Annotated in this window: 11 protein-coding genes; 2 read left to right on the forward strand and 9 right to left on the reverse strand. The window is 49.6% G+C overall.

All coding sequences use genetic code 11. The features are described 5' to 3' along the window. Nucleotides 1-131: 131 nt before the first annotated feature. The 4 genes from RBR52_RS14930 to RBR52_RS14945 all read right to left on the reverse strand — a co-directional run bounded on the left by RBR52_RS14930 (nt 132) and on the right by RBR52_RS14945 (nt 5,321). Nucleotides 132-3,803: a hypothetical protein gene (locus tag RBR52_RS14930; protein ID WP_320378065.1), complete on the reverse strand. Its 3,672-nt coding sequence runs from the start codon at nt 3,801-3,803 to the stop codon at nt 132-134. A 172-nt stretch (nt 3,804-3,975) separates the two neighbouring features. After that, the gene (locus RBR52_RS14935) at nt 3,976-4,203 is read right to left on the reverse strand and encodes a hypothetical protein (RefSeq protein ID WP_320378066.1); all 228 of its coding nucleotides are present in this window, start codon (nt 4,201-4,203) and stop codon (nt 3,976-3,978) included. Between the two features lie 74 nt (nt 4,204-4,277). Next, the gene (locus tag RBR52_RS14940; protein ID WP_320378067.1) at nt 4,278-4,763 is read right to left on the reverse strand and encodes a hypothetical protein; all 486 of its coding nucleotides are present in this window, start codon (nt 4,761-4,763) and stop codon (nt 4,278-4,280) included. Nucleotides 4,764-4,865: 102 nt separating this feature from the next. Next, complete coding sequence (locus tag RBR52_RS14945; protein WP_320378068.1) at nt 4,866-5,321, reverse strand: tyrosine-type recombinase/integrase; 456 nt, start codon at nt 5,319-5,321, stop codon at nt 4,866-4,868. A gap of 343 nt (nt 5,322-5,664) precedes the next feature. Between RBR52_RS14945 and RBR52_RS14950 the strand changes: the two genes are divergently transcribed. Next, nucleotides 5,665-7,482: an SLC13 family permease gene (locus tag RBR52_RS14950; protein WP_320378069.1), complete on the forward strand. Its 1,818-nt coding sequence runs from the start codon at nt 5,665-5,667 to the stop codon at nt 7,480-7,482. A gap of 686 nt (nt 7,483-8,168) precedes the next feature. Here the strand turns inward: RBR52_RS14950 and RBR52_RS14955 are convergent. Further along, nucleotides 8,169-8,669: an SHOCT domain-containing protein gene (locus RBR52_RS14955; RefSeq protein ID WP_320378070.1), complete on the reverse strand. Its 501-nt coding sequence runs from the start codon at nt 8,667-8,669 to the stop codon at nt 8,169-8,171. A gap of 350 nt (nt 8,670-9,019) precedes the next feature. After that, nucleotides 9,020-9,418 carry a tyrosine-type recombinase/integrase gene (locus RBR52_RS14960; RefSeq protein WP_320378071.1) on the reverse strand — a complete coding sequence of 133 codons (399 nt, stop codon included), beginning with the start codon at nt 9,416-9,418 and terminating at the stop codon, nt 9,020-9,022. A gap of 52 nt (nt 9,419-9,470) precedes the next feature. On the opposite strand from RBR52_RS14960, the gene RBR52_RS14965 reads away from it, so the two are divergent. Then, a complete protein-coding gene (locus RBR52_RS14965) occupies nt 9,471-9,725 on the forward strand; it encodes a hypothetical protein (RefSeq protein WP_320378072.1) in 255 nt (84 codons plus the stop codon). A 413-nt stretch (nt 9,726-10,138) separates the two neighbouring features. Here RBR52_RS14965 and RBR52_RS14970 read toward each other — a convergent pair whose 3' ends face one another. From RBR52_RS14970 to RBR52_RS14980, 3 genes are all read right to left on the reverse strand, one after another. Further along, a complete protein-coding gene (locus tag RBR52_RS14970) occupies nt 10,139-10,735 on the reverse strand; it encodes a hypothetical protein (protein ID WP_320378073.1) in 597 nt (198 codons plus the stop codon). A 64-nt stretch (nt 10,736-10,799) separates the two neighbouring features. Beyond that, nucleotides 10,800-11,051, reverse strand: a complete 252-nt coding sequence (locus tag RBR52_RS14975; protein ID WP_320378074.1) for a Rap1a/Tai family immunity protein — start codon at nt 11,049-11,051, stop codon at nt 10,800-10,802. Between the two features lie 190 nt (nt 11,052-11,241). Continuing rightward, complete coding sequence (locus RBR52_RS14980; RefSeq protein WP_320378075.1) at nt 11,242-11,487, reverse strand: DUF6566 family protein; 246 nt, start codon at nt 11,485-11,487, stop codon at nt 11,242-11,244. Between the last annotated feature and the right edge of the window lie 1,160 nt (nt 11,488-12,647).

Below are 12,647 nucleotides of genomic sequence, written 5' to 3' on the forward strand. Positions count from 1 at the left end.
TCTGCTTCTTCGGCTGCATCGAAAATCACCAGAAATTGAAGGGGAAAAGTACAATATCCTGCAATTTATAGTGCTATATTTTTCAATTTTTATCCATATATTCCAACTCGTTGAGAGTTTTTCATGGCCGACTATTTATGTTTCCTGTTGACCTTGAGCTGTGACTTGTGCTCGTCATACGTGCTGACAATACCGTCTTGTTTGAGACGTTGAAGCAGTGCGCGGTCAGCTGACGTGTTCGGTATCTGCAGTCTTGCACGACCAACTTCGGTCAGATCTGGGTAGCCACCATCAAGTGTGCGCAAAATCGTGAAAAGCTCATCTGTACCTATCGATACCAAGTGAGGCTCAAGCAGCGAAACGATCCGACTCGATGCAACAGCCGCTTCTGCCATCTTCTGGACAACATCCAATGGCAGTTCATGCCCGTGTCCTGTGGCAAACTGTGCCAGTTCTTGTAAGGCATCAGGGGTGGCACAGTTTACATATGCAGCAGCCTGATCAAGAATAACAGCCTTCACTGCTGAATCGATCTCATCACTTTTCAGAAGTTCCGCCAGATCTTGGCAGATCAGCTCCGGACTCATGTAGTCTATGAATTTCGTTGACTTAAGAATAAATGCCTTGCGGGTTGACCAATCCGTCTCTGCAAGATGTTCGTAAGATTTTGTTTCATCCGCAATTATGTTGTATTCAAGTAACAGCGCAAAAAGATCGCCAGTCTCTGCCTTGATGTCGTCGATATTTATGGATTCGGCCAAACTTAGGTTCCTGACCAGTTGCACTCGTAGAATCTCGTCTGGGATATGGTCCTGTGCTGTCAGAATCGCCAACGCCAACGTCATCTTTTTCTCCTCATCGGCAGTATTGACTTCAGTAATCTCGCCAGCAACGATTAAGGTCTCCGCCAGATGCTCGTCTATATCTTCATGAACCTCAAAGTAAGCAAGGATATTGTTAAATGTTGCAGGAAAGCGCTGATATTTGGCTAATATAGGCCACGCCTCCTCCGAGACCGCTGTGAGATCCGCAACCTCACAGTCTGGATCAGCATGCTCAATTACAGCTCCAAGACTGGACACCTCTTGCTTGAGTACGTCTTTGATTACGATGAGAAAGCCTTCGTCCGTATCGACCGTGACAGATATTCCGTTAATGGCGTCTAGATAAGCGTTTAAATGTTCGAGCATATAGTTGTACACCGTTTCAGAGGCTTCACGAATAGCATCAAGCGCCATACTTGTCGTGCTGTCGATAGCAATCTTGAGGTTCTCGTACGTAATCTCATACAAATTACGCGACACGAATGACGAACGAACCTTCAGGCCCAACGGCTCCAGATGAGGTACGGTGATGCCTGCATCCGCAAAAAGTACACCGATAGACTCGGCCTGGTCCGATGTGGTTGCGTCAGACGTGAGCACCTTAAAGTCAGTGTAGTGCTCTAACAGATAACTGGACACACTATCATCTGTTTGTTGCTTCGATACCGAGGACTGCTCCAGTGTGATATTCACCAGCTCCCGTCGTGGCACATCATCCAAGACAGCCTCATTCACTAAGTACTCAAGCACATTCCAAGAAACGGCCGAGAAGCCGCGGATGAATTTTGTACGTTCGCTGCCAGCGCTCAGATACGATCTTAAGAAGCGTACCTGGCTGTCTTCGAGGCTTGCCAGAGAACGAATCATGGTATCTACTGCGCTATCATCAGTCGATAAAAGGTGATCGAGGATCGAGATGTTATAGAGCACTGGTTCTTTTAGTGCACCTTTGCCTCTTTCGCGGACAATTGCATCCACATCATCGGGCGCAAGCTCGAAGTGCTCGTCCATCTGGTCTTGCTCAATGTGATGTATGATGAAGTTCGTTGCTGCCGGTCCTACGCGGTCACTGTGGAAGGTTGACGTGTAGAGTGTAAAGTTGCGGTTGATGTATCCGGCGCAGACAAGATGATACGCCAAACCCGGCTTCAGGATATCTCGCGCGATTCTGCCAAAAGACTGCTCATTTTCCTTATATTCAACAACAAACTCCGGTCGTTTAATCAAATCGGCAAAGTCAGCGCGCCGCAAAAACTTGACATCCATGTTCTTTTTCTCAATTTGCTTAGTCAACTCTTTACGATCTGCTTTGTTCCAGCTCTCAGCGTCCAATGGATCATCAAGTGCACGAGCCAGATTGCTACGAGTGAATGACAACTCTCGGAGCCCGGAGTAAGGATAATCATTTTTCAACTGGAGTTTTGCTCCCTCTCCAGCTGCAACAAAGTCTGTCCAGAATTTCGTCCCCTTGAGATCATCTGTCGACCATCTGTCTCTATTAAATGTATATGTCGAGTTCTTCCAGTCTTGGCCGATCGCTTTCATTATCAGCTGCACATGTGCTATCAATTTTTCGCCCAACTGCTGGCTTCGTCTTGGAGATGTATCTAATCGCGTACGTTGCTGAAGAAGATCACGACGTTCCCCCTCGATCTGCATGATGTTCTTGGTCACCAGCTCGCGGCTGACTCTGTACATGATGTCCAGATTGCTCTTGCTAAGACGGATATTCTCGAAGTCGGTCAGATGCGTGCTCTTGTAAAGCATCATCGCGAACAGGTCGGTCTCGTTCAGTTTGAGTTGCTTGCCTGCACCGGAGAAAATTCGATCGCGGAAAACGATGAATTCGTTGCGAACGTTTTTCAGCAGTCGCATATCAGGGACAAATTGCGCTGCCAAGTCAAGTAGCTCTTGTTTCACCTTGTGATCAATTCCATCAAGTAGCTGCGTCGCCAGGTCGCGAGCGCTTCGATGAGTGATAAAGGGAACCACCGGAATGACCAGATCAAAAAATTTAGTACGGTTGGCGCGCACTGCCTCGGTCCGTGCGGGATCACCCGTCTCATAGACGCTGGCGTCAAGCTTCCGCCCTTCGGCTGTTAACCCGAGACAATCAAAAATACTGTCCCTGATAGCATAAATGAAGCGGATCGGTTTCTTAATCTGGGCTGAGGCATTGAGCAGCGTATTCAGCGCACGAAGCGTCTCAAAAATGTGCGAATCGTTGAAACGGTCGATATCTTCAAAGATCACAATATCACGCTTTGATACCTCAAAAAAATAGACGATCTCGTCCAGATACTGATCAAAGTACGACACCGACTTGTCATCGAGGCTGACAGTTGCTGCCCCTGCTGAAATCTGCCTGATATGGAACTTGCCGTACAACAGCCAGCGCACCAATAAAGCAATCGTCGTTGCCACACCCAAGACAGTTACGTGACCCCAAACACCACCATCTACCAAGTATGCAAACACAGAAATAATCTGTTCCGTCCATCCATTCAACAGGAAGATAACAGCAACAACAAACCCCAGCAGCAGTGAAAGTATGAACTCGCGCAACCTGTGGCAGCGTTCGATCCTCCGGAACCGGGAGCCGGGAGTCTTGCGCGGATACTCTCGGTAGAGCAACTGCTTCACGATCTCCTGCTGGATGCGGTTGGTCGGAGTATGGGCTGGTACTGATTCACCAGGCTTGGAGGTGTCCATCGGTGCAAGCGTAGACAGCGAAATCTCCACAACACGATTGCTCTGCTGTCGGGCAACTTCCTGCAGGATGCTGCTCTTGCCGACTCCGAAGCTCCCAGATAATGCAATGTTGCGGATCTGATCGTCCTCAAGGGCAGCTTTAATAGCCGTAACATACCCACCGTGTTCCTCTTCTAAGAACTTAGGTGTAAGCGAAATCAGATCCCAAGATTTATTGGAAACAGGCCTCTTCTGAGTACAGATGCGCCGTATAATATTACGAATCACATGTCCTCCTGATTTCGTAAGCTTCCCCGTCAAGTAGACAGTTGAAAAATAGAGTTTTCAGCGTTCTCTGATAGATATTCTGATGGCGATGGATAAGATCGCTCTCTTTTGGGTTGCGTGAGCGCTGGCATGGTTGAGTGGGGCGCTATTTGGCATGGGGTTTGAGCGTCGATTACTTGAGAGCAAGTACCGCAACATACAAACCAAGAACAACAATAATTGTTTTCCACACCCATTGCCAGTGCCGAAGATAGAAACCGACGATAGCGCGGGCAATTTTGGCCGACCAGTAATACTCGGTATAGAGCAAAGTCATGATGACATGTGGATTATCTGGGTCGTTCTCAAACTCCAGAATTTTGGATTCGCCGTCATACCCGCGTTTTATGCGCGAGGACATCAAGATCTCTAAACCTGAATTAAGCCGCGCTGCGAAGCGGCGTCGGCTTGAACGCGTTGTTAGGCGTGAAATCGCTACTGAATGATGAGCCCCGCGTACTCGTTGCCCATACGCTTGGAAAGGTCGGCACAGTATCCAAAGTATTTGACGCACTCTGTAGAATTCATCCGAGCGGTTCCCGGATAACAGAGAGATACATAGTAGATACGGATATCCGGAAGAATTGCCATTCGAGAAACGAACTTCTTGGCTACTTGATCAGCACGGTGCTTGTCCAATTCTATCGCAATGACGAAATTTTCGCCCTGACCAAAAATATCAATTGAGTCGCGTTGATTTCTGTTAGGACAATATTCAACTTGCCATTTAATCGCTGGCAACGTTTTATCCAGTACTAAACACACGTGATTTTGAAATCTGTTTACGATGGTGCGCTGATCAGACTGGTGCTGACCGATATGCTTGGAGAAGTATGGCCCACTGTCGATGTCCGATATCGCAGCTACAAGTTGATGTAACAGTGGATCCATTGACGAGTATTTCAACAGTTGTGGCTTCATGATCCTCCTCAACTTCTAACAAGGTATCAGCTGGACGGAATCGTCCAGCTGATACACTCAATAGTGTTGTTAACGATAAAGGCAGAAAACATGCTTAACCTATTATATTTCACGATGAAATGGTACTTGGAAATTCAATTGGTTTTTTGCCTCTTTTGTCGTCTTGCCAGGTATACAGTGGGCATACATCATCGTTGTTCTCACACCGGTGTGGGCCGGCATCGTTTGGACTGTCCGTATGTCGCAGTCAGCTTGTAAAAGATGGGCCGCAAAACTGTGGCGAAAAGTGTGCAGTTTAACGCGCCTGGTGAGTTTTTCCATCCGTGCGGCTCTTTTCAACGCGCCTTGAACGTGCGATTCATGCGGGTGATATCGTCTCCATTCTTTTGTTCCTGAAATCGGGGTCAGTTCCTTTTGCGGCAGCAACCATTGCCGGATGAAATCTTTTACAGCAAACGGATACTTCTTTTCGAGTGAACCGACAAGAATTACTCCGGCATAGCCTGTTGCCACATCTTGTTCATGGAGTCCGCTCACCACCGCCAATTGGTTTTTCAACTATCTCCACCCATGTCATCAAAGAGATGCGCAGTCCGGTGGCGAGTCCGCTCGATGTGCCAGGCCGGCAGCGGATGTTTGGGCGATTGCTGAAGGATGCAGAGATGTGCGCATGGAAGATGAGTGGCGCTCTGCGCAAGCGGGCTTGCGCCATCAGGGAATTATAGGTATGCTCGCACTTTTTTCCTTTCGTTTATTCGGGTGCCCCTCATGCATCTCCCTGCTAAAGATACATGCGGAGGAAATATGGCAGTTCTCTGCAGCGCAACGATCGAAATTTTTCAAACACACCAGCCGTCCGCGCTCCACAGCGTCGGCCGGCGTACATCGTGACAAGATCAACATGAATACCGAAATGCTCTGGGTCCTCGGCTTGCTGGCCGCCTGCGTCGTCGCCTTCATAGCCAATCGCCCGCGCATGGACGCGGTCGCCCTTCTTGCCCTGCTCGCCCTCGTGTTGAGCGGCACCCTCGATGTCAGTGAAGCGCTGGCCGGTTTCAGCGAGCCGAGCATGATCCTGATCGCCTCCTTCTTTGTCATCGGCGAAAGCCTGGTGCGCACCGGTATCGCCTTTCGTGTGGGCGATTGGCTGGTCACAAAAGCCGGCAACAGCGAGACGCGGCTACTGGTGCTGTTGATGCTGGCAGTCGCCGGCCTCGGCTCGGTGATGAGTTCCACCGGCGTGGTGGCCATTTTCATCCCGGTCACTTTGAGTGTCGCGACACGTATCGGAGTCTCCCCCAGCCGGCTGATGATGCCGCTTTGCTTTGCCGGTCTGATGAGCGGCATGCTGACCCTGGTCGGGACGCCGCCCAACCTGGTGGTCAACGGCGAGCTTGCCCGCGCCGGATACCCGGGGTTCGCCTTCTTCGACTTCACTCCAACAGGCGTTGTCGTGCTCATGGCCGGCATCGGCTACATGCTGCTGACGCGGCGCTGGCTGGCGAACAAACCGGAAAAGAGCGCGCCATCGGGCAAGCGTCGTCGGCTACGTGATCTGGCGCAGGATTACCAGCTTCTCGGACGCTCCCGCCGCCTGCTGATTTCTCACGATTCGCCGATGGTCGGGCACACCCTGGGCGAGCTGGAACTGCGCACGCGTTACGGCGCGAACATCGTCTCCATTGAACGCCAGCGCCAGTTTCGCCATGTCATGCTGACGCCTGCGGTCAACCGCGAAATACTCTCCGGCGATATCATCCTCGCCGATTTCGCAGGCGGCGAGCCTGACATCGAGCGCTTCGTCGCCGACATGCAGTTGCAAGATTGCGGACTCAGAAACGATCTGTCGCACGAACTCGGTCTTGCCGAACTCCTCGTCCCCCCCGACTCCATCCTGATCGGCAAGTCGATCCTCGAGTCGCGCATGCGCTCGCAGCACGGCCTCAACGTCATGGGCCTGCGCCGCAGTGGCCAGCCGCTGAGCGACAACCTGCTGCAAGAAAAATTGAAACCGGGTGATACGCTGCTGGTCGCCGGCACCTGGAAGGCGATCCGCCTGCTGCACACCCAGTCGCACGACTTTCTCGTGCTCAACCTGCCGGCAGAGATCGACGAAGCCGCTCCAGCCGCACAGCAGGCCCCATTCGCCCTGCTCAGTCTGGCGATAACCGTCGGGCTGATGATCAGCGGCATAGTGCCCAACGTCATCGCTGCGCTGATCGGCTGCATGCTGATGGGTGCCTTCCGCTGCATCGACATGGAGAGCGCCTACCGCTCGATTCACTGGCAGAGCCTGATCCTGATCATCGGCATGCTCCCCTTTGCCCTGGCACTGCAAAAAACCGGCGGCATCGACTTTTTCGTGTCCGCCCTGCTCGGCTTCACCGGCGAGGCTTCGCCGCGAGTGGTGATGGCCTCCCTGTTCGTGCTCACCGCAGTGGTCGGACTTTTTGTCTCCAACACCGCCACCGCGGTGCTGATGGCGCCGATCGGCATCGGTGTGGCGCAGCAGCTTAGTGTATCCCCTTATCCGTTCGCAATGACGATCGCGCTCGCCGCCTCCGCCGCTTTCATGACGCCGATATCGTCACCTGTGAACACCCTGGTACTCGGTCCCGGCAACTACCGCTTCATTGATTTCATCCGCATCGGTGTGCCCTTCACCGTGATTGTACTGCTGATCTGCGTCAGCGTGCTGCCGTTACTGTTCCCGCTGTAAGGCCTATGCATCAGCAGCGGTACTTTTTGCTGCCAGGCATTGTTGGATGATGCTACCCGCAAAGCACAAAAAAGCCCATGTACACATGGGCTTTTATACTCCTTGGACTGATGAGAAAAACTAGGGACACTTCCCTGTTTTTGTGCGTGGCCGGCCCGGCTTTCCCGGTCGTAATGGCTGATTTAACCGAAATTCCAGTTGATCGATACATTGTTCCGTTCCAAATGGCTGCCCGGTTCGGGTAGCCAGGCGGATGCCATTATCAGTTTCTTTATCTTCATCTCCGACAAAAGCTGCATATGCGCTCCGCTTTTGAGGAGAGAACCACGGCGTTGCATCCAGCAGGAGGGCGTTTATTCCGATAATGTGGGCTTTGGCGCTGGACCAGCGATATGTCTCCGCACTCGCCGCCAAACCGGCCTTCAATGGATTACGCTCGATGTAGCAAGCCACTGCTAATACCTTCAAATACGTCTGTCGGTCTTCGTCATCGAAAACGACGGTGCCGCGATTATTACCGCGCTGCGTGATATATGGTGCGGATAATGCTGCAGAGCTGATAGCTCGCTATAGATAATATGGGAAGTGTCCCTAGTTTTCTCTAGTTTTAAGCACCGATTCAGATTGTGGATCGCTGCGCTCACACAATCTAACCTTGTTCGTTAGATGTATGCCACCGGAGGGCTTCACTCCGCATTTAGGAGCGCCTCTTTGGCTTTAGCATATTCAGCATCGTTGATGAGCTTTTGGTCATACAGGTCTTTTAATTCAAGCAATTTATCCTTCTTGCTCTTGACGCCTGTGGGCGTTACATCCCCGACACTTCCAGCTTCGCAACCCTTCTGGACGTACATTTTCTGAAGCTCGCCATAGCGGTCTCGGTAGGCCTTAATTTCAGCGTCTTCGGCTGCGCCGCTATCCATAAAGAAGAAGGGCACGATCAGAAATAGGCCGGCAGTGCCGAGCGCAACATTCTTTCCTGTTTTCTTGGATTCAGGAATCAGAGCCTGCACTTGCGATTCTACTGTCGACATCTCGGTGCGGATCGCTTCGCAGCTTAGAGCCGAGTCGCCCACCTGCACTGACTTGACGGGATTTGCAGCCCGACCGCCGCAGCCCGCTATGGGAAGAAGCGCAAACTGGGCCAACGTGACGTAGATAACTATTCGGTGAAATCGTGTAGCCATGAGTCAAAGTCCCTTTTCTTCGTATATGGTCCGTCATTTTGACCAAGGGGAGAAATCCCATCGTTTCAAGAACAAGATTTCTCACATTCATTCGAAATGACAATATAAATTACATCAGCCTTTCGAGATGCGAATGGAATGCACCGAATGATTTTGTCATTTTGCAAAAGGCTCATCTAACGCCTTGCTCACCAGAAAACCGAAGCGCAGCGTAGGTTTGTTCGGTGAGCAAGGCGTTATGTTCATTTGGTACAGAACTTGTTCCACACTGATGCGAAATCATCGACTTCATTTTGCAGAAAAGTCATATGTATTGTTAATGATAATAGCACAAAAACATGTCAAATCTATTATATTTCACAGTAAAATGATGCTTGAAAATCCAATGGGATTTTTGCCTCTTTTGCCGTTTTGCCCGGTTTGCAGTGGGTATACATCATCGTTGTTCTCACATCGGTATGCCCCAGCATCGTTTGGATTGTCCGTATGTCGTAGTTAGCTTGTAAAAGATGGGTCGCGAAACTGTGGCGAAAAGTGTGCGATTTAACGCGCTTAGTGAGTTTTGCTATCCGTGCGGCTCTTTTCAACGCGCCCTGAGCTTGCGATTCATGCAGGTGATATCGTCTCCATTCTTTTGTTCCTGGAATCGCCGGCATGTCTTGTAATATTTTAGTATCAGGAAATATTTTTTTTATAGCTCCTTGTCCTGCCCATTGCCATCCTAGCCCCCCAATTAGGTTGCCCGTCAATCACAAACACCTGACCCAGGAGTTTCTCGGACGTGCCAAGGTCGAAACAACAATGATCTACACCCATGTCATCAAGGATATGCACAGTCCGATGGCGAGTCCGCTCGATGTGCCGGGCTGGCAGCGGGTGTTTGGGCGATTCCTGCAAGATGCGGAAATGTGCGAATGGTCAGGCGTCCAGCCGATCTTCTTTATCTGGTTCCAGCATACCGCGAAGGCCTCTTGCTGCCAGGCATTGTTGGATGATGCTACCCGCAAAGCACAAAAAAGCCCATGTACACATGGGCTTTTATACTCCTTGGACTGATGAGAAAAACTAGGGACACTTCCCTGTTTTTGTGCGTGGCCGGCCCGGCTTTCCCGGTCGTAATGGCTGATTTAGCTGAAATTCCAGTTGATCGATAGTCTGCCGGTCCTCGTCATCGAAAAAGACGGTGGCGCGATTATTACTGCGCTGTGTGATATGGATACGGATAGCCGGCCGCTATGATGATGCGTGCAATTCTTGGCATGGTGCGGATAATGCTACAAAGCTGATAGCTCGCAATAGATAATATGGGAAGCGTCCCTAGTTTTCCTAATTTTCCCTAATTTTCATGATGTGAATGAAGAAATCAGTTCTGCGCACATTCTTATTCGACCTAACGTTCGCCATAACCGGCAGTGAAAAGCGGTGCGACGAAGGAGCGCCGCTTTTTACTGTCCGAGTTGATGGCGTTGTTAGGAGCCGATTTGCTTGATTTCATTTTGCTCAACACCAAACGCAGCACACAGCGCCGCATGATGGGTTTCTTCTGTTTGACTGAACAGTAGACGATCCGGCTCGTGATCGTCTAGCCAAATAAACAGATGAATTTCCCCCTTTTCGTCTTTAATTCGGCCGTGTGAGAATTGCCGATAAATTGGGTGCGCAGTTCCGTCATCAGCGTAGAAGTTTCCAGTCAATATTCCCAGCAGATCGTTGAATCCACACATGTCATCGTGATTCACGAGAGCGAGAATGTTTGGATGTCTTTGGTCATTGTTTACAGCATCAAACTGCTTTACGGCCTCGTGAATGTCGTTTGTAAGGCGGTTGAATATTGGATCGTTTCTCGCGCCACCCGCCAACTCGCCAGGAGCAGTACCATTTAGCTGTTCGTCGAGCCACCGATCTTCGGGGCTAGATTTGACCTCGCAATAGAACAGAAACTCCCCGTTCCGGAATACGCGAAAGTCAGGGGTTTTCCCTGCACGTGTTTCTGTCTTGGAAAAACGTTCCACAGTGAACCCGCGCTCTTCAAGGTAGCGTTTAACCTTCTCTTCGTCGGGATCCATTTTCGGCTCCTAACGCTGCAAATAACCGGGCGTAAATGAAGCGCAGCGTAATTTGCGCTCCGAGTTAATTTGCCTTGTTAGATTCATTTTTACATGGAAACGCTTTACCTAGCGCTTCAATAACCAATAATTGTCCAGCCGTATGCCATTTCTCCGGGTTATCTTTGATATATTTGATTACTATCTCGGCTGCTTGACTCATTTTAACTTCTGATTCGACGCAAAAAAAAACACCATCATAGGCATCTTGAACACCGGCAAAGTAACCTCGAACCATGGAATTACTTTCATAGTGTTTATTGTTCCATGAGTCCATGATGTCGTTTCCAGTGAAATACTCTGCATATGCGCACATTGGAATAAGCCAAGAGGCCAGTATCAATAGAACCTTTGTCTTCATACGGTTTCCATATTTTTGAATTTAAGGTAGTGATAACCGGCCCGACGTAATGAGGGGCCAGCGCGCAGGTTTTTGCGCGCGAAGCAAATTTCCTTGTTAGATTTTTCTATAGTTCATTAACATTCAGACCAGGCTGCTCACCGTTAATGATTCTTTTTCCAAATTCAATGCAGTGCTGCTCTGCCTCTTCTTTCGTAGCAAAACTATTACTGCCATCAAAGAATTGCTGATTTGTTACCCCTTGAGAATCACGATGTTTCACTATAGATACTCTTAAGGTCCATTCCCCTGTATCAGCAAGCTGTTGAGTTGCGGGACTTATTTCGTAACCTTCATGATTTATTATCGTCATTCTTCTCTCCTTTGAAATCTAACAAGGTATTAGCTGGACGAAATCGTCCCGCTGATACACTCAATGGTGTTATTAACGATAAGAGCAAAAAACATGCCAAACCTATTATATTTCACAATGAAATGATGCTTAAAAATCCAATGGGCTTTTTGCCTCTTTTGCCGTCTTGCCTGGTATGCAGTGGGTATACATCATCGTTGTTCTCACATCAATGCGCCCTGGCATCGTTTGGGCTGTCCGTATGCCGTAGTCAGCTTGTAAAAAATGGGTCGCGAAACTGTGCGATTTAACGCGCTTAGTGAGTTTTTCCATCCGCGATATGTCTCCGCACTCAGGGCCAAACCGGCCTTCAGTGGATTACGCTTAATGTAGCGAGCCACTGCCAATATCTTCAAATACGTCTGTCGGTCCTCGTCATCGAAAAAGACGGTGACGCGATTATTACCGCGCTGTGTGATATGGATGCGGATAGCCCCGGCCGCTATGATGCGTGCAATTCTTGGCATGGTGCGGATAATGCTACAAAGCTGATAGCTCGCAATAGATAATATGGGAAGTGTCCCTGGTTTTCCTTTGAACGAAATGTTAGGCAAGTGTTTGCGACTTTGACATGAACACAAGTGTGACGGAGGGAGATAGTACCTTGGTGTCAACAATTTCATAACCATGCCGCCGATATAAGCGAATGTTATTCTCGCTTTTGTAGGCTGAGAATCTCTTCAGCGTCGTCAATTTCGGCGATGGTGATAGCGCTCATGTTTAATTTCCTAACGGGGAACTCAGCGGACTGGCGCTGTTTGCCGGGTCCGTTGAAGTGACTGGTTGTAGAAATTATTGTATTTGTTGTTAATGCAGTTCCCTTTTATAGAATACCGAATATTTGCTTACAGCAACCGCACAATGCAGTTAATCAAACAAAATTGCCAAAAATCTCTAGCAGGCTGTTGAAAAACAGGAAAACATGAGACAAGGGTTGTTTATTTGCCCTTCGATAGCTCTTTTGCAGAGGCCCTTGGCCGTTTGTTTGTCATGATGTGTTGCCGGTTTTCATCTTCCGAGGCGCTTCAAGCCGCTCTGATGAGGATTTCCCCTCTTATCCAGAGGTAACTACCCCCAGATTACGCATTCGGACCATGTTGTAGGCTGCCGCAGAGAGCGTG

It is taken from the genome of Thiomonas sp. (genome assembly GCF_034007205.1).
Taxonomy (GTDB): Bacteria; Pseudomonadota; Gammaproteobacteria; order Burkholderiales; family Burkholderiaceae_C; genus Thiomonas.

Coding starts and splice junctions, on each gene's coding strand:
- RBR52_RS14950 (WP_320378069.1), top strand. CDS start 5,665: ATGAATACCGAAATGCTCTGGGTCCTCGGCTTGCTGGCCGCCTGCGTC.
- RBR52_RS14940 (WP_320378067.1), bottom strand. CDS start 4,763: ATGAAGCCACAACTGTTGAAATACTCGTCAATGGATCCACTGTTACAT.
- RBR52_RS14980 (WP_320378075.1), bottom strand. CDS start 11,487: ATGACGATAATAAATCATGAAGGTTACGAAATAAGTCCCGCAACTCAA.
- RBR52_RS14955 (WP_320378070.1), bottom strand. CDS start 8,669: ATGGCTACACGATTTCACCGAATAGTTATCTACGTCACGTTGGCCCAG.
- RBR52_RS14935 (WP_320378066.1), bottom strand. CDS start 4,203: ATGTCCTCGCGCATAAAACGCGGGTATGACGGCGAATCCAAAATTCTG.
- RBR52_RS14965 (WP_320378072.1), top strand. CDS start 9,471: ATGATCTACACCCATGTCATCAAGGATATGCACAGTCCGATGGCGAGT.
- RBR52_RS14975 (WP_320378074.1), bottom strand. CDS start 11,051: ATGGACTCATGGAACAATAAACACTATGAAAGTAATTCCATGGTTCGA.
- RBR52_RS14970 (WP_320378073.1), bottom strand. CDS start 10,735: ATGGATCCCGACGAAGAGAAGGTTAAACGCTACCTTGAAGAGCGCGGG.